Source organism: Nocardiopsis endophytica (genome assembly GCF_027706725.1).
In the GTDB taxonomy this organism is placed as follows: Bacteria; Actinomycetota; Actinomycetes; order Streptosporangiales; family Streptosporangiaceae; genus Nocardiopsis_A; species Nocardiopsis_A endophytica.
Genome location: NZ_JAQFWQ010000003.1, coordinates 64351 through 89214, shown reverse-complemented (window position 1 = coordinate 89214; position 24864 = coordinate 64351). Strand labels below are relative to the sequence as shown.

Sequence of the window (24864 nt, the reverse complement as noted above, 5' to 3'; positions counted from 1 at the left end):
CCATACTGGTGGCCGATGTCCGTGTGGGCGTGCACCCCGAATTGTTAGCGCTAACAACGGACTTTCAACTCAATATCCCCCCTGGGAAGGGATGGAACATGCCCGGCAGACGACCGCCCCGCCGATCGGCTCTGGCCGTGGCGGGCCTCCTGGCCGCCCCCCTCGTCCTGACCGCGCCCGGTGCCGCCTCCGCGGCGCCGGACGAGCCCTCCCGCGGCGCCGCCGGCGCCGGGTACCTGTTCGCCTACATGACCGGCGAGCGCTTCGCCGACGGGGAACAGGTCCGCTTCGCCCTCAGCTCCGGCAACGACCCCCTGCACTGGCGCGAGCTCAATGGCGGCGACCCCGTGCTCACCTCGGACGTCGGCGAGGAGGGCGTCCGCGACCCCTTCCTCGTCCGCTCGCCCGAGGACGGCACCTACTACCTCATCGCCACCGACCTCAAGATGTACGGCGGGGGCGACTGGGACGAGGTCCAGCGCCACGGCAGCCGCGCCCTCATCGTCTGGGAGTCCGACGACCTCGTGAACTGGTCCGAGGAGCGCCGCGTCGAGGTCTCGCCCCCGGAGGCGGGCAACACCTGGGCCCCGGAGGCCCACTGGGACGCCGAGCGCGGCCGGTTCGCCGTCTACTGGGCCTCCAAGCTCTACGCCGAGGACGACCCCGACCACACCGGCGACCAGCACCAGCGGATGATGGTCGCCACCACGGAGGACTTCGAGGAGTTCTCCGGGGCCGAGGTCTGGCACGACCCGGGCCACGCAGTCATCGACTCCACCATCGTCGAGCACGAGGGCGTCTACCACCGCTTCACCAAGGACGAGCGCGGTTCGTCCCCCGAGGAGTGCGGGAAGTTCATCACCGCCGAGCGCTCCACCGACCTGCTCGACCGGTCGTGGGACTTCGTCGCCGACTGCATCGGCCGGGGGAGCGAGGGGGCGCCCGGCATCGAACGCGGTGAAGGCCCGACCGTCTTCGCTTCCAACACCGAGGACAAGTGGTACCTCTTCATCGACGAGTACACCGGCCGGGGCTACGTCCCCTTCGAGACCACCGACCTGGACTCCGGGGAGTGGACGATGGCGGACGACTACGCACTGCCCGAAGGCGCCCGCCACGGATCGGTGGTGCCCGTGAGCGCACAGGAGTACAGCCGCCTGCAGTCCGCGTGGGGCCCCGGAGGCGGGCAGCGGTAGAAGGGCGGCGCCAGACGGGCGGCGGTAGGCGGACAACCGTCGGCCCGAGCCGGGCGTCATGGCTTCGTGCCTACTGAACCTTCGAAGCCCTCGCTCTCCCCGTCAGGAAGAAGCGGCGCCCGCCTCGCGGCCGTGGCCGCCTCGGCCGTGCTCCTGCTGGCCGGCTGCACGACGGGGTCCGGACCGGACACCGGCCCGGACCCCGGCGCCGACGACTGGTGGACGCCCGCCCCCGGCGAGGTCTCCTCCTGGGAATGGCAGCTCGAAGAGCCCTACGACCTGGACGTCGAGGCGCAGATGTACGACCTGGACCTGTTCGAGGTCGCCCCGGAAGGCTCCGAGCTGCACTACCCGGGCGGCGAGGTCGTCGAGGTGCCCGCCGGGCCGCTCGCGGGGGCCGTCGACGAGCTGCATGCGCGCGAGCCGCGCCCGGTCGTCATCTGCTACATCGACACCGGCGCCTATGAGCACTACCGGCCCGACGCCCACATGTTCCCCGGCTACGAGGAGGACCTGGAGGACGTGCCGGACCGCCCGGCCGAGCCGGAGGAGGGCTCGGCGCTGGGCTGGAGCTCGGGCTGGGAGGAGGAGCGCTGGATGGACATCCGCGCCTCCGAGCGCGACGCGTGGACCGACGTGATCTGGGCGCGCTTCGACCTGGCCGAGGAGCTGGGCTGCGACGGCGTCGAGCCCGACCAGAACAACCCGCTCGGCAACGACCCCGGGTTCCCGATCACCCTGGAGGACCAGCACTCCTGGTACGTCGAACTGGCGGAGCAGGCGCACGCGCGCGGCCTGTCGGTCGGCATGAAGAACGGCCACGACCAGCCCGGTTCGGCCGCCGAGCTGGCCGAGCACTTCGACTGGGCGCTGCCGGAGGAGTGCGTGCAGTTCGACGAGTGCGATGAGCTCACGCCCTTCATCGACCAGGGCAAGGCCGTGTTCGCGGTCGACTATCAGGGCGCGGTGGACGAGGACGGGGCCTGCCGTGAACACGCGGACCTGGGCTTCGACGGCATGATCAAGGACCTGCCCCCGACCGCGGCCTACCGGAGGACCTGCACCTGACGCCGGCGCCGCCGTCGCCTGGGGCGCCGGCGGCTCTTCCCTCCCGCTCTTGAAAACAAAATTCCAATCTGTTTTTATGGATGCAGAGCGGGGCGCCGCCCCGACCGACCGGGAGGAGACCCGTCATGGACCTGATCGCCGACTTCCTCAGCTGGGCCTGGCCGCGGCACCTCAACCCGCTCAGCTGGTACATCCGCCCGCTGTTCTTCCTGCCCATCGCCTACTTCTGCTGGACGCAGCGGCCGGTGGGGCTGGCCGTGGCCATCGTGGCGATGCTGTCGAGCTTCTTCTGGTTCCCCGCCCCGCCGCCGGGGCGCGTCGACCCCAGGATCGAGGGCGTCCTGGAGATGGAGAAGCAGCTGTTCGCGGACCCCTCCTGGGTCACCTGGCTGACGCTGCCGCTCATCCCGGCGATGCTCGGCGGGCTGTGCGCCGCCTTCTGGTTCCGGTCGCTCGGCTGGGGGCTGGTCGTCATCAACGGCGGCCTCGGCCTCAAGATCGCCTGGACCATCGCCAACTCCGGCGCCGACGGTCTGGCCACCGTCCTGCCGCTGGGGCTGGGCGCGGCCGTGATGACGGCGGTCATCGCCGTCGTCGCCCGCCGGCGGGGGATGCGGCTCTCCCTGCGCGGCTGACGGTATGCTCATCTGAAACCATATGAACGATCTGGTCGCACAGGGGGACAGGATGCCGCCCGCGTTCACCGCCGAGGAGAAGGCCCGCATCACCGGCGTGCTGCTGGAGACCGGTGAACGGCTGTTCACCGGCCAGGGCATGCGCAAGACCAGCCTGGAGGAGCTGATGGCCCCCACCGGCGTGGCCAAGAGCAGCTTCTACGTCTTCTTCGACTCCAAGGAGGACCTGTACCTGGAGCTGATGGTGCGCCAGGCGGCCCAGGTCAAGGACCGGGTCATCGACAAGGCCCTGCTGACCTCCCCCGACGTGCGCGAGGGCCTGCGCCGGTTCCTGCACGCCGCTCTGGAGGAGCTGTCGTCCAACCCGCTGTGGCGCCGGCTGACCACCCACCCCGAGGAGATGCAGGCCGTCGCCCGCAAGCTCGACCCGGCGCGCATGGCGGCCATGGGCGACAACCCCGCGACCGCGCTGTCCGACTACCTCGGCCGCCACCGTGACGACCTGGTGGCGGCCGACCCGCAGGCGATCATCGGCGTCCTGCAGTGCGTGCTGCTGGTCCCGGTGTTCGCCGAACGCCTCGGCGACCCCGAACAGCTCCCGAAGATCCTCGACCTGCTGGTCGACATCGTCGCCACCGGCCTCACCCGGACCGGCGGGGCGGCTCCGGGTGCGGACGGCTGACCCGCCCGCGCCCCCCGCCGCCCGCCCGCCGTCTACAGGTTGCAGCACTCACAGCACTTGCAGCACTCACAGCACTCGCAGAGGTTGCACCAGGCGTCCCGGGACTTGCCCGACCAGGGGCCGGGGTGGGGGTCGCGGCAGCAGAGCTGGCACGTGCAGAACATGAAGACCGCGACCGCGCAGCCGCTGAACAGGCCCCGCCGGTAGGGCTGGTTCAGCGGAGGCGTGTCCCCGCAGCTGAGGCAGGTCTCGCAGCAGTTCCCTCCGTCCTTGTCCCCGCCGCCGTCGGAGGAGTCGGACGAGCCGCCGGTCGTGGCGTAGTGGTCGCCGTAGGAGTGGCCGCTGTCGGCCCGCCGGTGCGGGTGCTGCCCGTGCTGCCGGTGCCGGGGGTCGTGGTGCGGATGCCCGTACCCGTGTCCGTGCCGGTTCGGGTCCTGCGGGTACCCGGCCTCGGTGAACGTGCGGTCGACCGCACGGCCCAGCTCGTGCACCAGCAGCGCGTGGACCAGGCGGTCATCGGCGAACTCGGCCTCCTCCAGGGCCAGCCGGACCCCCAGCACCGCGCCGTCGCACAGCTCGCGCGCCCGCTCGGGCTCCGTGCCGGTCGCGGTCAGCGGGTTCCACGCCCCCTGCTCACGGTCCCGCTCACGGTCCTCCACCGCGTCCAGCAGGTGCGCGATCCGCCCGAACAGGCGGCCCGCCTCGCGCAGCGGCTCGGCGTTGCCCGGCCGCCCGGCCAGCTGCGCCGTGTGGGCGAACGCCTCGCCCGTCGCCTCCTCGGTCGGCCACGTCACCGCCAGCACGTCCGTGCCGGGACCGGCCTCCTCCTCGGCCCGCTTCTGCCGGTCGAGCACGGCGAGTAGGCCCTCCCCGTCGAAGCCGAGGACGTCGCCCGACTCCTGCGCCCCCCGGCGCCACCGCTCGGCCACCCGCCCCGCGAGCGCGCGCACCCCGCGCCGGGCGTACACGCCGTCGCCGTCGGCGATGTGGTCGGAGATCTTCGCCGAAGCCAGCATGAGCGACACCGAGGCCGCCAGCCGCGCCCCCGACCCGTCGGCCACGTCCGCGCCGCGCATCCCGCGCAGCGGGCACGCCCCGGCGCGGCGGGTGCCCGCGCACTCCTCCGCCTGGGCGGCGGTCAGCACCGACACGACGAGCCCGTCGTAGTTGGTCGCGATCCGTGAGGCCTGGCCGTGGTCGTCCCTCAGAGCGAGACACAGCCCGCACATGTGGGACATCCACTCCTCGGCGAGTCCACCGGGAAGGGAGTGCCGACATGGGCGCAGGATTCCGAACACGAGACCACGACCTCATCCGTTGTCACCACGGCCCCGGCCCGCATGGGGCCGCACGTTGGGCAACGGTGTTGGACGCCGGGACCCGGCCGGGGGTTCCGAGCGTGCCGAGTCGTTACCGAGGCGTCTCCCGGAAGCCGGAGGCCGCCCTGCCCTGCGGGGTCCCTCCTCAGGGCCGGCCCTCTCACCCTTGGGAGCGAGATTCCGGGCGTCCTCTCGTCCGGCCGCCACCACCGGCTCTACGCTGTCGGCGTGCACGCTCCGTGCCCGCGCCGACGGGAGCGTGCCGACGGTGCGGGCGGGCGCTCCCGCACCATGCCACCTGTCGGCGGCGATCCGTGACCGCGTCGGGGACGCCCCCACGGGACCGCCGGTGCGCCGACTCGGCCCCGATCCCGGAAGGACACGGATGGACCTGCTCGGCCTCGTCATGCTCGTCCTGTTCACGGTGGTGACCAGCGCGCTCGCACGCAGGACGCTCGGTGTCCCGATCGGCTGGCCGCGGACGGCCCTGGTCGCCCTCACCGTGCTCACCTTCGCCTACGGGGCGGCGATCGTCCTGGTGCGGGCGTCCGGCCTGCCGTTCACCGTCGAGGCGGTCCAGGCGTCCCCGGCCCCCTACATGCTGCTGGCCGGGCTGGCCGTCGTCTGGGTCTTCCTGTTCGGCCTCATCGCGCTGGTGCTGCTGGAGCTGTTCCTGCCGACCGGCACCCTGCCCCCGGCGCTGGCGCTGGTGACCGGGTGGAAGGCGCGCCGCCGGCGGGCCCGGAGGTACGCGCGGATCACCGCCATCGCGGTCAAGCACGGCCTCGGCGGCTACCTGCGCGGCCGCCGCCGCACCGCCCCGGTCCAGGGCATGGCCAAGACGGCGCGCTCGCTCACCGCAGCGCTCAACGAGGCGGGCGTCGCGTTCATCAAGTTCGGCCAGATGCTCTCCACCCGCCCCGACCTGGTCCCGGAGGTGTTCACCCGGGAGCTGTCGGCGCTGCAGACCCGCGCCGAGCCCGAGCCGTGGCCGCGCATCGAGCGCGCGGTCGCCGACGCCCTCGGGCGGCCGGTCGGGGAGGTCTTCGCGTCGGTCGACCCCGAACCGCTGGCCGCCGCCTCGGTCGCCCAGGTGCACGCCGCCGAGCTGCACGACGGCACCCGCGTGGTGCTGAAGGTGCAGCGGCCCGGCGCGCAGCGGCAGGTCGAGGCGGACATGGACATCCTGCTGCGGCTGGGCCGCAGGCTGGAGCGCTCGACGGCCTGGGGCGCGGCGCTGGGGGTGCACCGGCTCACCGAGGGGTTCGCGGACTCCCTGGAGGAGGAGCTGGACTACCGCGTGGAGCTGGACAACATGCGGGCGGTCGCCGCGGAGGTCGACGGGGACCGCGTGCGCGTCCCGGCCGTGTACCCCGAGTACTCCTCGCGCACCCTGCTGGTGATGGAGCGGGTCGGGGGCGTCCCGGTGGGGGACGCCGGGCCGGTGCTGGACGCCTTCACCGCCGACGAGCGCCGGGAGATCGCCGAACGCCTGGTCGGCGAGGTGCTGCGGCAGATCTCGGTGAGCGGCGTCTTCCACGCCGACCTGCACATGGGCAACATCCTGGTCGCCCGGGACGGGGCGCTGTCCCTGCTCGACTTCGGGTCGGTGGGGCGGTTGGACAGCGGCGCCCGCACCACGCTGGGGCTGCTGCTCGCGGCGGTGGACCGGGACGACGCCATCGGCGCGACCGACGCCCTGGTGGACCTGCTGGGCCGCCCCGAGGGGCTGGACGAGCGGCGCCTGGAGCGGGAGGTGGGCCAGCTCGTGCTGCGCTTCCGGCCGGGTCTGGGCGGCCGGGGGAGCGCGGAGGTGTTCGCCGAGCTGTTCCCGGTGGTCCTGGGACACGGCTTCTCGGTCCCGCCGCAGATCGCCGCCGCCTTCCGGGCGCTGACGGCGCTGCAGGGCACGGCGGCCGCGATCAGCCCCGACCTCGACCTCATCCAGGCGGCCCGGAGGCAGGGCCGCCTGATCGCCGAGGAGGCCATGTCGGGCGCCGCCCTGCGGGAGTCGCTGGAGGCGCGGCTGATGTCGCTGCTGCCGACCCTGCAGCGGCTGCCCCGCCGGGTCGACAGGATCACCCAGGACCTGGAGGAGGGCCGGTTCACCGTCACCGTCCGCCCGTTCGCCGACCCGGAGGGCCAGCGGTTCCTGACCGGGCTGGTGCGCCAAGTGGTGCTGGCGGCGATGGCGGCGACCGCCGTGCTGGGGTCGATCCTGCTGATCACCAGCGACCGGGGCCCGATGATGGCGCCGAACGTGCCGCTGTACACCTTCGTCGGCGGGGTCCTGCTGTTCGTCGGCTGCGTCCTGGCACTGAGGGCACTGGTCCTGGTCTTCCGCGACGACCGCCCGTGACGCCGCCTCCGCCCCGGTGCCCGTCCGGTGCGGGGGCGGTCCGGTGCGGGGGCGGTCCGGGGCGGGAGCGGTCCGGGCGTCAGGAGGTCGACTCGCGCCGGACGACCTCGACGACGGGGTCCGCCGGGACGGGGCGGGGGCGCCGCATTCCGACCGCGTCGGCGACGGCGGCCGCCACCCTCCTCATGTGCGCCCCGGCATTGAACCGGACCGAGGAGACCGTGGGCCGGACGACCTCGGTCACCGGGTCGTCGTCCACACCGATGACCAGCACGTCCTGCGGGACGCGGATGCCCGCCGCGGCCGCCTCGGTCACCGCGGCGACGGCGAGTGAATCGTTGTAAGCGCAGATTCCGAGGCGGCCTCCTCCTCGGCGGGCCAGCAGGCCGCGGATCGGGGCGAGCGCCGGCGCCCCGAACGCCGGGACGGTCACGGCCTCCACCTCGCCGCCCCCGTGCGCGCGGGACGCCTCGCGGGCGCCCCGGAGCCGGTCCAGGGGCACAGCGGGTTCGCGCACCCCGGCCGGATGGACGTAGGCGAGCCGGTCCGCGCCGCGTTCGAGCAGGTGGAGTGCCTGGCTCCGGCCGACCTCGGACTGGACGTCCTCGTGTGCGGCGCGGTCGCCGTAGCTGTGCAGGAACACCTCGATGAGGGGGACGCCCATCCGCTCCAGCCGCGTCCGGACCGCGGGGGAGGGGTCGAACAGCGAGACGACCGCCGCGGGCGACACCGTGCGCCAGACCAGCTCCAGGTCGTCCGGGTCCTCAGCGGACCGGGCGACGAGGGTGGCGTGGCTCAGGCTCCGCAGCTCCCGGGTCAGCTCCGACAGGGCGGTGTCCGTCACCGCCGCCGGCTCCCAGTCGGGCGCCAGGACCAGGACGAGCCTGCTGACACCCCCCGAGCGCAGGGCGCTGGCCGCCGCCGAGGGGACGTACCCGAGTTCGCGCGCGGCCCGGAGCACGGCCTGTCGGGTCGCCTCCGGGATGCTCTGCCCGGACGCACCGTTCAGGACGAAGCTCACCGTCGTCCGGGACACTCCCGCCGCCTTCGCGACATCATGGCTGGTGACACGTTGTCTCAACGCTTCTCCCACCTCCTTCGGTCAAGGATCCCACGTTCGGCCGCTCCGCTCTTGAAACGATTTATTAACACGTGTTAGCGTCGCCACCCATCGACGTGGTGCAGCTCACGCACGCGGCGGCCTCAGGGAGGATCATGAAGATCGGCAGCGACGGTCTCACCGTGCGGCAGGCATGGGGGGTCACATGGATCCTCGGGACGGCCTCGTACCTGGACGCGTCGGCGATCGCCGGCACCGGGACGGCCCTGGTCCTCTTCCAGGACGGGCTCTCCCTCACCGGCACCGACATCGGGCGGCTCTCCGCCCTGCTCACCGTGTGCATCGCGATCGGGGCGCTGTTCGGCGGCCGCCTGGGCGACCGGTTCGGCCGCCGCCGCGTGTTCACGGTCACGATGGTGGTGTTCGCGGCGGCCGCCCTGCTGCTCACGGCCTCCACCGGGATCGTTCCGCTCTACATCGGGCTCGCGCTGCTGGGCCTGGCGTCCGGAGCGGACCTGCCCGTCTCGCTGAGCATGATCGGCGAGGCCGCCCCGGACGACAAGCGCGGACGGATGATCGGCCTGTCCCAGGGGCTGTGGGTCGTCGGGATCGTCGCCGCCATCCTCATCGGCATGCTCTTCGGCGACCTCGGCGCGGTCGCCGGGCGCATCATGTACGGCCACCTCTTCGCGGTCTCGGCCCTGGTCCTGGTCGCCCGGCTGTGGATCCCCGAGTCGTCGAAGTGGAGGGCGGCCGAGGACACGCGCTCGGCCGGCATCGCCGACCCGGACGGCGGGACCGACATCGGTGCCCTGCGCAAGCTGTTCACCTCGCGGTTCGTCCTGCCCCTGGTCGCCCTGGGCCTCTTCTTCGGCATCGCCAACATCTCCGCGAACACCAACGGGCAGTTCCAGACCTACCTGTACGTGAACGTCGCCGGGACCGACGTGCCCACCGCGTCCGCCTTCGGGCTCGTCTCCATCGGCCTGGGCTTCTCCTCCATGCTGCTGTTCATGAAGCTGGTCGACGACGCCCGCATGCGCACGGCCATGCTCTGGGCCGCCGCGGTGATGGCCGTGGCCGCCTTCGCCCTCCCCGCGGTCGCCGGGGTGCACGTGTGGACGCTCGTCACCAGCACCGTCCTGTACTCGCTCGGCGGCGGCATCATCGGCGAGCCGATGTACAAGGTGTGGAGCCAGGAGATCATCCCCACGCTGTTCCGCAGCAGCGTCCAGGGCATCACCATCGCCTTCACCCGCCTGGTCGCCGCCGGCGTCGCGCTGGTCACCCCGGCGATCATCGCGACCGGCCCCACCAACCTCTACTACTTCCTCGTCGCCACCACCCTGGTCTCCGTGGCCATCGGGCTCTTCTGGCTCCCGCGGTTCCCCCGGGCCAACGAGGAGGCGGGGATCGGCGGCGCCCCCTCCGCCGCACCGGCGGGGGACGTGCCCTCCGCATGAGCCCCGCGGCCCGCACCTTCGACCGGAACGGACGTGAACCCATGGCACCCCGCCCCTCCGCGCCCTCCTTCGAGCACCACGCTCCGGGGCGCCTCGGCACCGGCGAGCCCGCCCCGCGGGTGAGCTGGACCGTCCCCGCCGCGGATCCGGACTACCGGCAGCGCGCAGCGCGGCTCGAGGTCGTCCTGACCTCCCCGGACGGCACCGAGGAGGTCACGACGCACGAGCTCGGCGGCGCGGAGCAGGTCCTGGTCCCCTGGCCCGCGCGACCGCTGCGGTCGCGGGAGCGGGCCTCGGTCCGGGTCCGGGTGCGCGACCGCGACTGGGGGCCGTGGAGCGAGCCCGGCCGCATCGAGGCCGGGCTCCTGGACCCGGCCGACTGGCGGGCCGAGCTCATCGGGCCCGCCTGGGAGGAGGAGGCCGCAGCGCTGCGGCGCCCCGCCCGGCTCCGCCGCGAGTTCACCCTGCCCGTCGGCGTCGTGCGGGCGCGGCTCTACCTGACGGGCCACGGCCTGGCCGAAGCGGAGGTCAACGGGCGCCGCGCGGGCGACGAGGAGCTCACCCCGGGATGGACGAGCTACCGGCACCGGCTCCGCTACGCCGCGTTCGACGTCACGGAGCACGTGCGCCCGGGCCGCAACGCGATCGGCATCTGGCTCGGTGACGGGTGGTGGCGGGGCCGACTGGGGTTCGGCGGCGGCACGCTCGACGTGTACGGCGACCGCCTGGCGGCGCTCGCGCAGCTGGAGGCGGTCACGGCGGACGGCGGGGTCGTCACCGTCGCCACCGACGGGTCATGGACCGCCGGGTACGGGCCGATCCTGTCCAGCGGGCTCTACGACGGCGAGCGGTTCGACGCCCGCCTGCACGACCCCGACTGGTCCCGCCCCGGCCACGACGGCGGGTCCTGGTCGCCGGTGCGCGTCGAGGGGCCGCCCGGCGTCCCCCTCGTCGCGCCGCAGGGACCGCCCGTGAGGTGCGTCGAGGAGCTGCGGCCCGTCGGCATCGTCGACAAGGGCGAGGGCCGGTTCATCATCGACTTCGGGCAGAACCACTCGGGGCGGCTGCGGGTCCGGGCCCGTGGGCCCCGCGGCGCCGTCGTCCGGATGCGGCACGCCGAGATCCTCGTCGACGGCGAGCCCGCCACCGGGCCGCTGCGCGAGGCACGTGCGACGGACGAGCTCGTCCTGTCCGGCGAGCCGATCGAATGGGAACCGCGCTTCACCGTCCACGGCTACCGCTATGCCGAGGTCAGCGGCTGGGAAGGCGGCCTCGGCCCGGACGACGTCGTCTCGCGCGTCCTCCACACGGACATGCGCAGGACGGGGTGGTTCGAGTGCTCCGACGGGCTGGTGAACCGCCTGCACGAGAACGTCGTCTGGAGCCTGCGGTCCAACTTCGTGGACATCCCCACCGACTGCCCCCAGCGGGACGAGCGCCTCGGGTGGACGGGCGACATCCAGGTGTTCGCGCCGACCGCGGCCTTCCTCTACGACACGGCGGGGATGCTGTCGTCCTGGCTGCGGGACCTCGCCGCCGAACAGGCCGAACAGGACTGGGTCCCGCCCTGGGTGCCCTACTTCCCGCTGGAGCCGTTCCGCAGCATGCCGAAGGACCCGTACGCCGTGTGGAGCGACGCGGCCGTCCTCACCCCGGACGTCCTCCATGAGCGCACGGGCGACCGCGGGGTGCTGCACGCCCAGTACGACAGCGCCCGCGCCCACCTGGAGCACGTCGCGCGGGCGGCCGGCGGCGACCGGATCTGCCGGGGCACCGAACAGCTCGGCGACTGGCTCGACCCGAACGCGCCGCCTGAGAACCCGTTCGAGGCCACGACCGACAAGTACCTGGTGGCCACCGCCTACTTCGCGCACACGGCGCGGAGGACGGCCGCGATCGCCGACGCCGTCGGGGAGCACGCGGACGCCGCCCGCTACCGTGCCCTCGGCGACGAGGTCGCCGCGGCGTACGCACGCGAGTTCCTCCCCGACGGCCGCCCCAAGGACGACACGCAGACCGCCTACGCGCTCACCACGGTGTTCGGCCTGTGGCCCGATGACGGCGCCCGGCGGGCGGGGACCGCCCGCCTGGCCGAGCTCGTGCGCGAGGCGGGCGGCAGGATCTCCACCGGGTTCGCCGGGACCCCCGCCGTCGCCGACGCGCTCTCGATGGGCGGGCACACCGAGGAGGCGTACCTGCTCCTGCAGTGCACCGAGTGCCCGTCGTGGCTGTACACGGTGCTCGCGGGCGGCACGACTGTCTGGGAGCGGTGGGACAGCCTCCGGCCCGACGGGGCGCTCAACACGAGCAGCATGACGTCGTTCAACCACTACGCACTGGGATCGGTGGCCGACTGGCTGCACCGGGTCGTCGCGGGGATCGCCCCCGCCGGACCGGGCTATCGGCGCATCCGGTTCCGGCCTGAGCCCGGCGGATCGCTCACCTGGGCCGAAGCCCACCACGACACCCCGTACGGCAGGGCCTCGGCCGCCTGGCGGCTGAGCGGCGGGGAGCTGGAGACGACCGTCACCGTTCCCGTCGGTGCGGAAGGCGACGTGGTCCTGCCCGACGGGACCTCCCGGCGGGTGCGCCACGGGACCCACCGCTTCACGTGCGGATTCGCCCCGGGGCGGCCCGGGTCGGCCGCCGACGGCGGAGACGGCGACACGGCCGGGGACACGGGCGGGGACACGGACGGGGCCGCGAATGCCTGATCAGTGCCACGCCGAGGTGGACACGCATGCTCCGGGGCCGCACGGCGAGGTGCCCGTCCGGGTCTACCTCCCGGAAAAGCCCTGGGGCATCGGGCTCGTCTGGCTCCACGGGGGCGCGTTCCGCATGGGCGACCTCGACGTCCCCGAGGCGCACCGGGTCGCGGGCGCCCTCGCGGACGACGGGATCACGGTCGTGTCCGTGGACTACCGGCTCGCGGTCGACGGGGTCCACTTCCCGGTCCCGAGCGATGACGCCCTGGCCGCGTGGAAGTGGGCCGTCGGCGACGGCGGCCTCGGCGTGCCCCCGCGGTGCTGGCACATCGGCGGGGGCAGCGCGGGAGGGAACCTCGCCGCGTCCGTGGCGCTTCAGGCGCGCGACGGCGCCGCGCCGCTCCCGGCGAGCAGCGTCCTGGTCTACCCGGTGCTCCACGAGGAGGTCCCCGCGCCCTCCGAGGAGCTCGCCGCGAAGCTGTCCCGGGCGCCGGCCGAGCGGCGGTTCTCCCATGAGCGGTCGCAGGAGCTCAACCTCGGATACGTCGGACGCCCGGAGCTCCTGCGCCACCCCTACGCGTTCCCCGCGTACGGAACCGTGGAGGGGCTTCCCCCCACCCTCATCGTCAACGCGGAGATCGACGACCTGAGGCCGTCCGGGGAGGCCTACGCCGCGCAGCTGGCGGCGGGAGGTGTAGGCGTGGCGGTCGTCCTTGAGCCCGGTGCGCTGCACGGCCACCTCAATGAGCCGGAGTCCCCGCAGGCGCGTCGGACCGTGCGCCGCATCCGGGCCTGGCTCTCGGGGGAGGGCGCGGTGCTCGGCGGACCACGTGAGGAGGCCGCCGAGGAGGAGAGCCCCGAGGAGGCGGCCCACATGTGCGGCTCCTGAGGCGGGGGCCGCACCGGGGCGCTGACCGGGGGTCAGAGGTGCCGGGGCGTGTCCGCGGCGACGGTGCGGAAGCCGGCGTTGCCCATGGAGGAGTCGGGGGTGTTGGAGGACCGCGCGGAGTTGCGGTAGCGGTTGCAGTACGAGATGTGGCACAGGTAGCTGCCGCCCCGGAGGACGCGCGCCGCCCCTCCGGCCGGCCCCTGCGGGTCCACCGTGGGGGAGTGCCGGTAGTAGCCGGGGTCGAACCGGTCCCGGCACCACTCCCAGACGTTGCCGACGCACTGCCACAGCCCGTACCCGTTGGGGGCGAAGGTGCGCACGGGGGCGGTGCCGGCCCAGCCGTCCTCGGCGGTGTCGCGGTACGGGAACCTGCCCTGCCAGATGTTCGCGCGCCAGCCCCCCTCGTCGACCTCCGCATCGCCCCACGGGTACTTGGCCGCGGGGAGTCCTCCGCGCGCGGCGTACTCCCATTCGGCCTCGGTCGGCAGGCGTCGTCCGGCCCAGCGGCAGTAGGCCACCGCGTCGTTCCAGCTGATGTGGACCACCGGGTGGTCGTCCCGGCCCGCGATGTCCGACCGGGGGCCGTTCGGGTGCGCCCAATCCGCGCCGCGCACCCCGATCCACCACGGCAGGCCCTCCACCGGGCCCACAACGTCCCCGGGCCCGGCGGCCACGGCCAGGTGGAACACGGCGGAGTACCCGTGGGCCTCGGCGTCGGTGCGGTGGCCGGTCGCGGAGACGAAGCGGGCGAAGTCGGCGTTGGTGACGGCGGTGGTGTCGATGGAGAAGGCGTCCAGGGCGACCCGGTGCCGCGGCGTCTCACCGTCCCACGGGGACCCGTCCCCGGAGGAGTCGCCCATGGTGAACTCACCGGCGGGGATCCGCGCCTGCTCGATCCCGTGACGGCCGTCGCGGCCGCCGCCCGCCCCCGCCCACCGGTCGGGGCCGGAGCGCCCGTCGGTGTCGGACGTGTCGGTCGCGCCGTCCGAACGGTCCGTGCCGTCCCCGCCCGGCGGGGGCCCACCGGCCGCCGCGTGCGGCGGCAGGGCCGCCCGCCCGGGTGCGCAGCACGCCCCGCGGCCGGGGGCGGTGTCCGGGGCGCCGTGCGCGATGGGGCCGACGGGGTCGGCCCCACCCGGTGCGGTGGTCATGCGGCGGTCCTTCCCTGACGGCGCCGTGGTGGGGACGAAGGGCGGATCATTCGGCCAAGGCGGCGTCGAGCTCCCGCAGGCGTTCCGCGGTCATCGCCCCGGACGCCGCGAGGTCGTACAGGCTCAGCCCGGGCGGCAGCGCCACCCGTTCGGTCCGCAGCAGGTCGGGAGCGATGCGCTCGACCGCGTCCCGGCCGCGCGCGGTGGCGGTGACCTCGTTCAGAGGCGCGGTCAGCAGGGCGTGCGCGCGCAACCGCTCCGCACGGGGAAGCGGCTCGGCCATCGCGGCGGCCCGTTCGGCGTGGGCGCGCACGTGCAGGTGGGCGCGGGTCACCGGGCCCACCGCGGGAAGGCCGAGCCGCGCGAACTGCGCGGCCGGGGCCTCGGACCCGCGCATCGCCTCCACCAGCAGCCGGGCCATCCGCAGCTCCACTTCGTCGTCGTGCAGCGGTGCGGACTGGTGCGGGTCCTCCCGCAGGTCGAACAGCAGGGTGCCGTGCCGCCACGGGTTCAGCCACCCTCCGGCGGAGGGCACCCGCATCGTCCGCAGGCCCTTGGTGAAGCCGAAGGGCTCGGCCGGCTCCCAGTCCTTCAGCTCGTCCGGGGCGAAGCGGGAGCGCATGTGCGTCGGCATCAGCGTGTACTCGTCGAGCGGCCCGTTGCCGGGGTCGTCGCAGGCCCGCATGTACACGTAGCGTCCGTCGGTGACGTTGACGTGACCGCCGTGGATGCCGAACAGCGCCGTCGCCTCGCGCCCGGCGGGCAGGGCGAGGTCGCGGCCCTGCATGTCGGCGGTGGGCTCCAGGCCGAAGTAGCGCAGCACCGTCGGCGCGATGTCGATCGTCCGCGCCAGGTCGCCCCGGCGCTCGTCGCGCCCGCCGGTGCGCGGGTCCCACAGGAACATCGGCAGGTGCACCAGCTCGTTGAACCACGGCTGCACCGACTTGGCCCACCAGCCGTGCTCGCCGAGCAGGAACCCGTGGTCGGTGTTGACGATGAGCAGGGTGTCGTCCCACAGGCCGTGCGCGTCCATCGCGTCGAGCACCCGCCCCAGCGACCGGTCGCACATCGACACCAGCGCCGCGTACTCCCGGCGGGCGTGCTCCACCTGCTCCTCCGGCTCGGTGACCTTGTGGTAGCCGGGCCAGTCGAACGCGGGGCCGTCGTAGTCGCGGGGGTAGAGGTCCTTGTAGGGCTGATGGGTGAAGAACGGCTCGTGCGGGTCGAACAGCTCGATCTGCAGCAGCCACCGGTCGGCGTGCGCGTTGACGTCGAGGAAGTGGAGCCCGGCGTCGACGGTCCGGGTCTGGGAGTGGTCGGCCTCGGTGGGCATGTAGCCGCGGTTGACGCGGTCCTGGCGCACCATCGCGTCGCGCCACGACGCGCCCGCTCCGTCGTCGGGCACCACGCCCTTCCACGGGTCGCCCTCCTGGCCGCGGAAGAACTCCCAGGTGGAGTAGCGGGTGTGGTAGGTGGCGCCGCCGTCCTCCCAGTAGTGCGGGTGGTCGGAGGCGAGGTGGGTGTGCACGCCGGCGTCCCGCAACAGCTGCGGCATCGAGTCGTCGAACGGCTCCAGTGGGCCCCAGGAGCGGTGCAGGAAGTTGTGGCGGCCGGTGTGCAGCTCGCGCCGTGCCGGCATGCAGGGCAGGGAGCCGGCGTAGAAGGAGTCGAACGTCGCCGCCCGGTGGGCGAGCCGGGCGAAGTTGGGGGCGTCGACGAAGGTGTCGGCGTAGGGCGGGAGCAGGTGGCGGTTCAGGCTGTCGAACATCAGGATGACGGCCTTCACGAGCGCGCCTCCTCGCCCGGGCCCTCCGCGCCGTCCGCGCGGTCCGCGTCCACCGCGGGGCGGAGCGGTTCGCGGTCGGGGGCGCGGAGCAGCGAATCGCGCAGCTCCGAGACGCGGGCGATGTGGGCGTCCTTGGCGTTCGCGCCGGTCCAGTGCATCCATTCCGCCACGTACTCGGCCAGGTCCTGGTCGTAGGGGAGCACGGGCTCGGCCCCGGTGCTGCGGTCGCGGAACCGGTACCGGGCGATCTCGTTGGTCCGCGTCTCGATCTCCGCGTCCAGCAGGCGGATGACGTCGTCGCGGGACATGAACCCGGCGAAGGCCAGGCGTGCGGCCAGGTCGGGCTCCTCGAACCGGGTCGGCGGGTGGTAGGGGCCGGTCAGCCAGTCCAGGAACACCGTCGCGCCGTCGTCGGTGAGGCGGTAGCGCTTGGCGTCGGTGGCCCCGGGCCGCGGCTCGGTGGCGTGCCGGACCCAGCCGCGCCCCTCCATCTTGCCGAGCGCGCGGTACACCTGGCTCATCTGCGTGTTCGACCGCAGGAAGCGCCCGTGGGCGTCCATGTACCGCTTCAGGTCGTAGCCGGTGCTCGGCTTCAGCGCCAGGATCCCCAGGAGCAGGTGCTCCAGTTTCATCGCGTCCCCTTCCGCCGGAACCCCCTCACCGTGACACAAGTGTCATGGTCGGGACAAGCGGCACGGGGGATTGACCATCCATGTGACTTGTGTCATGGTCCCGAACGACGACCATGATACTTGTGTCATGGTCAGCACGGCGGCCCGCCCACGGCGGACACGCGACACCGGCGCGCCCGGTGTCCACCGGGACGGCCGCGCCACCCCGTGCACCACGGGACCGGGCACCCGGTCCCGGGACAGGAGACCCACGTGGCCACGCACCCCGCCCCGGACACCCCCGCCGCCCCCGGTGAACCCGCCGGACCCGCCCAAGCGCCCCCGGTCCGGCACCGCTGGCGCAACCTCGCCACCCTGACCGGCTCCACCGCGGTCGACAGCACCGAGGGCAACATCCTCGGGACGCTCTTCCCGACCGTCGCCGCCGCCCTGGGCCTGAGCAACGGCCACCTCGGCACCATCACCGCCGCCGGCAAGCTCGCCTCCGCGCCCGCCGGCCCGCTGTGGACCTGGCTGGCGGCCAGGACCTCCCGCAAGACCGTGCTCGTGGCGACGTCCCTGCTGGGCGGGGCCTTCGGGATCGCCTCGGGCCTGAGCCAGGACTTCTGGAGCCTGCTCGTCCTCAACACCCTCATGGCCGCGTCGCTCGTCGGCGGCTCCCCGGTCGCCAACGCGCTCATCATGGACTCCTTCTCCGACAGGGACCGGGGGCGCGCCATCTCCTACTTCTACGGCGCGGCGGCCGGGATCGGGTCGTTCATGGGGCCGGTGCTCGGCCTGTTCACGCTGGACGAGAACGGCTGGCGCCTCGGCCTCATGGCGATGGGGGCGGTCGCGGTCCTGGCGGGCCTGGCCCAGTGGGCGCTGGTCAGGGACCCCGGCATCGGCGCGTCCGAGCCCCAGCTCGCCGACCTCGACCGGCGCGAGCGCGGCCCGGAGAAGGCGTCCCTGCGGGCGATCCTCGGGCTGTTCCGCGTGCCCTCCTACACGGTGATGATGGTGTCCCGGCTGCTGTCCGGGCACCTGCTCATCCCGGTCTACGGGGTGACCTTCCTGGCGACCGAGCGCGGGTTCGACAACGCCACCGCCGCGGTCGTGCTCGCGCCGTTCGGCATCGGCTACATCGTCGGCACGCTCGGCGGGGGCGAACTCGTCAAGCGCCTGGACACCGCCCTGCCGGACCGCGGCCGCGTCTGGTACATCCAGGCCGCGCAGCTGCTGTTCGCCGGCTTCGCGTTCGCCGCCACCCAGGCCGACCTGGGCGGCATCGGGTTCTACGCCGCGCTGTGGGCCCTCATGGGGGCCACCCAGGGGATGAACCCGCCGGTCAACCGGCCCATCGTCTCCTCGGTCATCCCCCCGCACCTGCGGGGCCAGGCGATGGCGGTCTTCATCACCGTCTTCGAGACCATCGGCTGGGCCGCCTTCTCCCTGGGCGCCGGGCGGCTCGCGGACTCCATCGGCCTGCAGGCGGTGTTCCTGTGGGTGCTGGTGGCGCTCATGGCCGCCAACGCGGCGGTGCTGGGCATCCTGCACCTGACCTACCCCCGGGATGTGGCCCGGGTGAAGGCGGAACTGGACCGCCGCCGCGCGGAGGCCGTCGGCACGGCCCCGCACAGGGCCGAGGACGCATAGGGCGGCGGGGTGCGCCCGTCGGCCGCACGTCCGACGGGCGCACCCGTGTCGGTCCGGGGCGGTCAGGCCCTGATCTGGGCGCGGGTTCCGCCCTCGCCGACCGCGATCTTGCGCGGCTTGGCCTGCTCGGCGACGGGGATGACCACGGTCAGCACCCCGCCGTCGTAGTCCGCCCGGATCCGCTCGGTGTCGAGGGTCTCGCCCAGGAACAGCTGGCGGGAGAAGGTACCGGTCGGGCGCTCGCTCACCACGGTCTCGCGCCCCTCGGTCCGCTCAGGGGCGGGCCGCTCGGCCTTGACCGTCAGCACGTCCCGTTCGACCTGGAGATCGATGCTGTCGGCCGCCACCCCCGGCATGTCGAAGTGGATGACGAACTCCTCGCCCTCGCGGTAGGCGTCCATCGGCATGACCGCCGGACGGGCCTCGTTGAACACCCGCTGGGTGAGGCGGTCGAACTCGCGGAAAGGATCGGTGCGCATCAGCATCCCGCGTCCACCTCCTCATGGAGTCAACTACCTTGATGCGCTTACACTCATGTTATCTACCAGGAGTCGGGCAATATAAACATCCTCTTCGGGGAAGAAAACCTCCAGGAGCCGAACGAGGTCGCCCGGGCGGACGGGCGCGGCCGGCGCGGAGAGGAGGAGCATGCGGGAGGAGCGTCCCCGGAGCGATCAGGGCGTGTACACCATCTCGGTCGCGGCCGCCCTTGTCGGGCTGCCCGCCGCCACGCTGCGCCAGTACGAGGAGAAGGGGCTGGTCGAACCGGCGCGCACCGAAGGGCGGACGCGCCTCTACAGCGATGAGGACATCGCACGCCTGCGCCGGATCGCCGAGCTCAGCGCGCAAGGGGTCAACATGGTCGGCATCGGCCGGATCCTCGCGCTCCAGGAGGAGAACGCCCGCCTCCGCCGATCCGCGCGCGCCGCCGGAGACGACCCGGCGCCCCCCAAGGACACGCCCCCGTGACCGGACACGCCCTCCAGGAGTGTGCACCGAACGTGCACCGCAGGACACCGGACCTCGGTGCCGCACAGACGGCGTCGTCCCGGGGTTTATGAGCGTCGGACGCAGATCAGATAGCGCTGGGGTCGAGAGCTGGAACGCCTTAGTCCTGGCCGTACTCCATGTCGAAGGCTGCGAACTCTTCCTCTAGTTCTCGCTGATACTCCCACCAAGAAGCCCGCGCCTCGTCCACTGCGGCGGACCGCTCCCGGGTGCGTTCCTGGAAGGCCACGGCCAGCAGCAGATCGAAACCGCTTGCATCGGGGAGGACGAGGACAGAGCCGTTGGTCACCGTGAGCTGGTCGGGCAGGAGGTCGCCCTCGAAAACCTCTTGGAGAGCGGGGCCGGTGTCGTCCAGAAGGTCGAGCAGTCCCCAGGCGAGGATCGCAGACCGGACGGGGGCGGTGTCTTCGATGCAAGGCGAAGTCTGCTGTGGCCGTCTGTGGTCACGGCATGAGACCTTGATGACGACGTCGTCCCCCAGGTGGGTCTCAAGCACGATGGCAGGTGTGGAGCCGTCCGCGATCTGTGCGGTCCTCTCCTTGCGGAGAGCGCCACCGAGAAGAAGGTCGAGATCTGCTTCCCGTTCGGCCAAGAGCTCGAAGATCCCCCAGGCCATCGTCTGGGACTGCGAAGGGTTGTCGTCGAAGTCGGTGGACCCGGTCTCGCGTTGGGAGGGCCGAGCCCCTGTCGCCGCCGCGTGCAGCCACTCCTGTGCTTCGTCTGTCCACTTCTCCCACCAGCGGTCCGGATGAAGGGGCGAGGTGATGATCCGCGAGTCGACGTTCATCGGGGCGAGGAGATGCGCTGCGTAGCGGGCGGAGTCGAGCATGACCAGAGCCTGCTGCAGCCGTGGAGGGATCAGTGCACGCTTGATCGTGGGCCAGTGGCTGTCGTGGTCGAGGTCGCGGGGGTGGCTTTCGTACCCGAGGCCGGTGAGGTCCGAGTCGTCTTCCAGAGACGGCGAAGTGAGTGCGATGCGGAGAGCCGCCGCCTCGGCAAGGTTCTCGGCTCTGGGGGCCCACCCATCGTCGATGCGGGCGCCGAGTTCTTGTGAGGTCGCGAGGAGGCGCCTGTGCCACTGCGGCCGTTCGGCGACCGACATCAGGACGGCGTCGGGGAGTTCGCGTAGGACGTGTGAGTCCCAGACACTGTCGTCGTCGAGCTGGAAGGTCTCCCCGTTCATCGTGAGCTCGGTTGCGAGCAGATGGGCCTCCCGGGGCGTCAGTGGGTCGCCGCGGAATCGCTTGTTGAACAGGGGCACCCAAGAGTGGACCGGCTGCGCCGCTGCGGCGAGGACCTTGTCGATCTTCTGCCTGGTGGCGGCCCCAACCGCATTGATGTCCGCTTCCCCGCGCCGCCAAGTGGCCAGGGAGATCCCTGCGCGGCGAGCCGCCTCGGTCTGGCTCATGTTCAGCGCCTGCCTCGCCTGCCTGACGCTCCTGGTGTGCTCTGACACAGGTCCTCCAAGTGAGTACTCAGTGAGCGCTCAGTCTAGGCGACGCTCGGCGGAAATTGGCGAGGATCGGGGATCCCGTCGTAGGCGTCCCGAGTCGTCATGGTCGAGCGGTGTGGAGGTGTCCGGGGGCTCTTGGAGGTGGTCGGCGGTCTCCTCATGCATTCGAAGGATGCTCACCAGGTTGCTCACTAGGTCGGAGTGAGCAACCTGGTGAGCAACCTGGTGAGCAACCGAGGGTTCTCCCGAGTAGGGTCGGTGTGTGCACGATGACGACTTCCTCGCCTTGGTCCAGGACCTCAGGCGCTTCGGGGGAGACCTTTCCGACGTCGAGGTCAAGAGGGCGCACGAGAAGCTTCCGAAGAGCACGCATGAGACGCTGTCGGCCTTCGCGAACGCCCGGGGCGGGGTACTCATTCTCGGCTTGGACGAGAAGAGCGGCTTCCAAGCCGTCGGAGTGAGGAACGCGGGCAAGCTCGTCGCGGACCTCGGCTCCTACTGCTCGGAGTTCGAACCCCCGATCAGAGCCGTCATCAGCACCCGCACGTTCGAGTCGGTCGACCTCATCGTCGCCGAGATCCCGGAGACCCTGCCTGCGGACAAGCCCTGCCACCTCAAGTCGATGGGCGCCTACCAGGGCAGCTTCATCCGTGTCGGCGACGGCGACCGCCGCATGACCCAGTACGAGATCCTCGCGTTGATGGCGTCGAAGGGACAGCCCAAGGAAGACCTCGAACCGGTCCCCGGGACATCGGTCGATGATCTGGACGCCCAGCTGGTCGGAGCGTTCCTCGAACAGCTGCGTGCCCGTCGGCCCTATCGGTACGCCGACATGGAGGACCATGAGGCCCTCCGCAGGATGCGAGTGCTGATCAAGGACGACGACGGCCGGGAACGGCTGTCGCTGGGCGGCCTACTCGCGCTCGGCGAATACCCGCAGGAGCACTTCCCCCAGCTCATGGTGAGTTTCGTCCACTACCCGGAGTCCGGTGGCGGGTCGCTCCAGAGCGGCGAGCGCTTCTTGGACAACGTCGCCCTCGAAGGCCCCGTCCCCGTCATGGTCCGCGACGCCATGCAGGCGCTCAAGCGGAACATGAAGCGGCGGGCCGTCATTCAGGGCGTCGGTCGAACGGACGTGTGGGAGTACCCGGAGGTCGCTCTGCGAGAAGCCCTCGTCAATGCTCTCGTCCACCGTGACCTGGCCGGCCACGCGCGCGGTGCACAGGTTCAGGTATCGATGTACCCGGACCGGCTCGTCATACAGAACCCCGGGGGGCTCTTCGGCGCTGTGACGATCGACAACCTCGAGGACAATCCCCCCTCCTCGGCGCGGAACGCCGTGCTGATGGACATCCTGCAGGACGTGCCCGTCCCCGGTACGGGCCAGAGCGTCTGCGAGAAGCGCGGGTCCGGGATCCAGGACATGCTGCAGGCTCTGCGCGCGGCCCACATGGGGCCTCCGGCCTTCACGGACCGGCTGGCGTCCTTCAAGGTCGTCTTCCCCAACCACACGCTCTTGGACGGGGACACCGTCGAGTGGATCAACTCCCTGCGCGAGCACGGACTCACGAACAGCCAGTGCATAGGCCTGGCCCTGCTCCGGTCGGGAGAGTCGCTGACCAATCCTCGTTACCGAGCCGCCACGGGCGTGGACTCTCGCGTGGCTACGAGCGAGCTTCAGGATCTGGTCGCCCGCGAGCTCGCCGTGCAAGAGGGGGCACGTCGTTCGTCGCGCTACAGGTTGCATCCCGCGCTCGATGCTGCAGCGGCCCGGGCTTCCGCCCCCGCGGAGTCCAAGCCCCAACGCCGCAAGGACCGAACGGAAGAGATCCTCGCTGCTCTGGGGGACCGGACCCTCAGCCGCGTCCAGATCGAGGCCGCCACGGGCCTGCCCAGGCCGACGGTCCTGCGGTGGCTGGACAGATTGAAGAGGCAGGGCCTGGTGGAGAGTGTGGGCCAGAGCCGGAACGACATCCGCTACCGCCGGACGGGCCAGCAGCGCTTGGACGAACCGATCTGAGGTCGCTCGAAACGTTGCTCAAGCACGAGTGCCGTGGCTGATCAGAGGGCGATTCGGTTGGTCTCACCAGGCGTCGGCTCTTTCGGCCGCCGGACATGGGCAAGACGCGTCGACACCTTGGCGCTGTGCGAGTCTCGCCGTTGATCAGAGGGTGAGTCCGTTGACATGCACCGAGCACCGAGATGCCAGGAGGGCCGTCCCCCCCCGGAACAAAGCGAAGGGTCCTGGCCTGCTCTCGCTGGCCAGGACCCTTCGGCTCCTGCGCACTCGGGAGGATTCGAACCCCCAACCTTCTGATCCGTAGTCAGATGCTCTATCCATTGAGCTACGAGTGCCGGTCTTCTCTTGTGTTCGCCCTGGTGGAGGCTGTCCTCCCGGGCGACGTCTAAGACTCTACCACGGGCCGTGGAGCGCTTTGACCGATTATTCGCGGGCCGGGAGGGCGCCGCCCCGCCCGGAGGGGAGCGGGGCGGCGGGGCGCGGTGCCCGGGTCCAGCGGAGGGGCCCAGACCCGGGCACCGCCCATGGACGGGCTACTGGGCCTGCGGCCCGGCGCCCTCGGAGACCAGGGACGGGACGTCCTCGGCCGCGTCGAGCGTGTAGTCGTACGGCGGGTCCTCGACGGAGCCCTCGGTGGCCGGCTCCCCCGAGTCGTCGTAGACGTTGTCGCGCTCCACCAGCTCACCCGGGCCGGAGCTGCCGTAGCCGACCTCGGTCGGGGTGTCCACGCCCTGGAAGTAGTTGCCCTCCACCAGGACCTGGGCGCCCATCGTGGACGCCACCCCGTACTCGGCGTTGTCCACGTAGTAGTTGTTGAACACGTGGGCGCTGGCCGAGAAGCGCACCCGCGGGTGGCGGGTGTCCGTGCCGTCGAAGAAGTTGTGGTGGTAGGTCACCCGCAGGTGGCCCTCGTCCTCGGTGTGGTCGTCGCTGTGGCCGAGCAGCATCGTCTTGGAATGGTCGGTGAACCGGTTCCACGACACCGTGACGAAGTCCGACTCGCGCTTGACGTCGACCGCGCCGTCGTAGCCGTTGCTGAAGGAGTTGTGGTCGACCCAGACGTTGGTCGACCCCTCCTGCACGTTGATCGCGTCGTCGTCCCAGCCGTTGAAGTTCAGGTTGCGGATGACGACGTTCTCGACGCCGCTCAGGTCGAAACCGCCGCCGGTGATGGTCGCGGACCCGTCGCCGACGATGGTGGTGTTCGACCCGACGTCGTTCATGCCCGACAGGTCGATGTCGCCGGTCACCTCCACCACGGTGGCCTCGTCGCCGGAGACGGCGTCGAGCAGCGCGTCGGCGTCGGAGACCTGCACGGTCTCCCCGCCCTCGCCGCCGGTGGTGCCGCCGTCCTCGGAGGCCCAGCCGACCGGGGCGTCGGCGAGCGGGGAGCCGGCGTCCTGAGCGGTGTCCTGGGCGCCGGTCGGCGCCGCCGCGTCGCCCCCGCCCGTGGGCAGGGCCAGGGCGACGGCCGCGACGGCGCCGACGCCGAGGGCGGCGGCCCCCGCGGTGGCGGCCGCCTTGGTGCGGCCGCGCCGGGACCGGGTGTGCGCGGGCTGTTCGGAATGCATCGAGGGGACTCCTCGTATTCGGGGACAGGGGCCGGGAAGCGCGTCCGGGCCTTGCCGCCGCAGTGGGGGTGCGGGGCGGCCGGAACGCCGCCGGGTCATCGGCGGATCGTCGGCCGGGGCGGGCCCAGGGAGGGAAATCGCTTTCCCGGTGCAGGGGACGCTACGGCGGCCCGAGAATCCTGTCAAGGGAGGGAAAAGTGGTCGATTTTCCCTGGTGGGAGACGTGCAGGAA

The 24864-nt window shown here is 72.3% G+C and carries 19 protein-coding genes and 1 tRNA gene; 11 read left to right on the top strand and 9 right to left on the bottom strand.

The genetic code is table 11. The annotated features are described in order from the left end of the window. Positions 1 to 98 precede the first annotated feature (98 nt). The 4 genes from O4J56_RS01860 (at position 99) to O4J56_RS01845 (ending at position 3581) form a co-directional block, all read left to right on the top strand. The gene (locus tag O4J56_RS01860; protein WP_270683276.1) at positions 99 to 1196 is read left to right on the top strand and encodes a glycoside hydrolase family 43 protein; all 1098 of its coding nucleotides are present in this window, start codon (positions 99 to 101) and stop codon (positions 1194 to 1196) included. Positions 1197 to 1328: 132 nt separating this feature from the next. Next, entirely contained in the window at positions 1329 to 2264 is a 936-nt protein-coding gene (locus O4J56_RS01855; RefSeq protein ID WP_270683275.1) for an endo alpha-1,4 polygalactosaminidase, read from the top strand. Between the two features lie 125 nt (positions 2265 to 2389). Further along, on the top strand, positions 2390 to 2899 hold the full coding sequence (locus tag O4J56_RS01850) for a hypothetical protein (protein WP_270683274.1): 510 nt from the start codon (positions 2390 to 2392) through the stop codon (positions 2897 to 2899). 22 nt (positions 2900 to 2921) lie between these two features. Further along, a complete protein-coding gene (locus O4J56_RS01845) occupies positions 2922 to 3581 on the top strand; it encodes a TetR/AcrR family transcriptional regulator (RefSeq protein ID WP_270683273.1) in 660 nt (219 codons plus the stop codon). Between the two features lie 32 nt (positions 3582 to 3613). On the opposite strand, the gene O4J56_RS01840 is transcribed toward O4J56_RS01845, so the two are convergent. Beyond that, the gene (locus O4J56_RS01840) at positions 3614 to 4879 is read right to left on the bottom strand and encodes a DUF5685 family protein (RefSeq protein ID WP_270683272.1); all 1266 of its coding nucleotides are present in this window, start codon (positions 4877 to 4879) and stop codon (positions 3614 to 3616) included. Between the two features lie 406 nt (positions 4880 to 5285). Here O4J56_RS01840 and O4J56_RS01835 point away from each other — a divergent pair, with 406 nt between their 5' ends. Further along, on the top strand, positions 5286 to 7259 hold the full coding sequence (locus tag O4J56_RS01835; protein WP_270683271.1) for an ABC1 kinase family protein: 1974 nt from the start codon (positions 5286 to 5288) through the stop codon (positions 7257 to 7259). A gap of 79 nt (positions 7260 to 7338) precedes the next feature. On the opposite strand, the gene O4J56_RS01830 is transcribed toward O4J56_RS01835, so the two are convergent. After that, positions 7339 to 8352 (bottom strand): LacI family DNA-binding transcriptional regulator, encoded by a 1014-nt coding sequence (locus tag O4J56_RS01830; RefSeq protein WP_270683270.1) that lies wholly within the window; start codon positions 8350 to 8352, stop codon positions 7339 to 7341. 122 nt (positions 8353 to 8474) lie between these two features. Between O4J56_RS01830 and O4J56_RS01825 the strand changes: the two genes are divergently transcribed. Genes O4J56_RS01825 through O4J56_RS01815 form a run of 3 tightly spaced genes read left to right on the top strand, consistent with a single transcriptional unit; the run spans position 8475 to position 13376 of the window. Beyond that, a complete protein-coding gene (locus tag O4J56_RS01825; RefSeq protein WP_270683269.1) occupies positions 8475 to 9782 on the top strand; it encodes an MFS transporter in 1308 nt (435 codons plus the stop codon). Positions 9783 to 9823: 41 nt separating this feature from the next. Continuing rightward, positions 9824 to 12496: a glycoside hydrolase family 78 protein gene (locus O4J56_RS01820; RefSeq protein WP_270683268.1), complete on the top strand. Its 2673-nt coding sequence runs from the start codon at positions 9824 to 9826 to the stop codon at positions 12494 to 12496. Further along, positions 12489 to 13376 carry an alpha/beta hydrolase gene (locus O4J56_RS01815; protein WP_270683267.1) on the top strand — a complete coding sequence of 296 codons (888 nt, stop codon included), beginning with the start codon at positions 12489 to 12491 and terminating at the stop codon, positions 13374 to 13376. The genes O4J56_RS01820 and O4J56_RS01815 overlap by 8 nt, the downstream gene beginning before the upstream one ends. A 32-nt stretch (positions 13377 to 13408) precedes the next feature. Here O4J56_RS01815 and O4J56_RS01810 read toward each other — a convergent pair whose 3' ends face one another. Genes O4J56_RS01810 through O4J56_RS01800 form a run of 3 tightly spaced genes read right to left on the bottom strand, consistent with a single transcriptional unit; the run spans position 13409 to position 16945 of the window. Then, entirely contained in the window at positions 13409 to 14527 is a 1119-nt protein-coding gene (locus tag O4J56_RS01810) for a formylglycine-generating enzyme family protein (protein ID WP_270683266.1), read from the bottom strand. A gap of 46 nt (positions 14528 to 14573) precedes the next feature. After that, a complete protein-coding gene (locus O4J56_RS01805) occupies positions 14574 to 16313 on the bottom strand; it encodes a sulfatase (protein WP_270683265.1) in 1740 nt (579 codons plus the stop codon). Beyond that, on the bottom strand, positions 16310 to 16945 hold the full coding sequence (locus O4J56_RS01800) for a PadR family transcriptional regulator (protein WP_270683264.1): 636 nt from the start codon (positions 16943 to 16945) through the stop codon (positions 16310 to 16312). The genes O4J56_RS01805 and O4J56_RS01800 overlap by 4 nt, the downstream gene beginning before the upstream one ends. Before the next feature lie 252 nt (positions 16946 to 17197). Between O4J56_RS01800 and O4J56_RS01795 the strand changes: the two genes are divergently transcribed. Beyond that, the gene (locus tag O4J56_RS01795; protein WP_270683263.1) at positions 17198 to 18580 is read left to right on the top strand and encodes an MFS transporter; all 1383 of its coding nucleotides are present in this window, start codon (positions 17198 to 17200) and stop codon (positions 18578 to 18580) included. Positions 18581 to 18642: 62 nt separating this feature from the next. Here O4J56_RS01795 and O4J56_RS01790 read toward each other — a convergent pair whose 3' ends face one another. Beyond that, complete coding sequence (locus O4J56_RS01790) at positions 18643 to 19065, bottom strand: Hsp20/alpha crystallin family protein (RefSeq protein WP_270683262.1); 423 nt, start codon at positions 19063 to 19065, stop codon at positions 18643 to 18645. Between the two features lie 163 nt (positions 19066 to 19228). On the opposite strand from O4J56_RS01790, the gene O4J56_RS01785 reads away from it, so the two are divergent. Continuing rightward, entirely contained in the window at positions 19229 to 19549 is a 321-nt protein-coding gene (locus O4J56_RS01785) for a MerR family transcriptional regulator (protein WP_270683261.1), read from the top strand. Positions 19550 to 19688: 139 nt separating this feature from the next. Here the strand turns inward: O4J56_RS01785 and O4J56_RS01780 are convergent, their stop codons facing one another. Then, positions 19689 to 20996: a hypothetical protein gene (locus O4J56_RS01780; protein WP_270683260.1), complete on the bottom strand. Its 1308-nt coding sequence runs from the start codon at positions 20994 to 20996 to the stop codon at positions 19689 to 19691. Positions 20997 to 21303: 307 nt separating this feature from the next. Here O4J56_RS01780 and O4J56_RS01775 point away from each other — a divergent pair, with 307 nt between their 5' ends. Then, a complete protein-coding gene (locus O4J56_RS01775; protein ID WP_270683259.1) occupies positions 21304 to 23061 on the top strand; it encodes an ATP-binding protein in 1758 nt (585 codons plus the stop codon). A gap of 262 nt (positions 23062 to 23323) precedes the next feature. Here O4J56_RS01775 and O4J56_RS01770 read toward each other — a convergent pair. Together O4J56_RS01770 and O4J56_RS01765 are read right to left on the bottom strand one after the other, a co-directional pair. Further along, positions 23324 to 23396 (bottom strand) — tRNA-Arg (locus tag O4J56_RS01770). 198 nt (positions 23397 to 23594) lie between these two features. Beyond that, entirely contained in the window at positions 23595 to 24632 is a 1038-nt protein-coding gene (locus O4J56_RS01765; protein ID WP_270683258.1) for a pectate lyase family protein, read from the bottom strand. Positions 24633 to 24864: the final 232 nt, after the last annotated feature.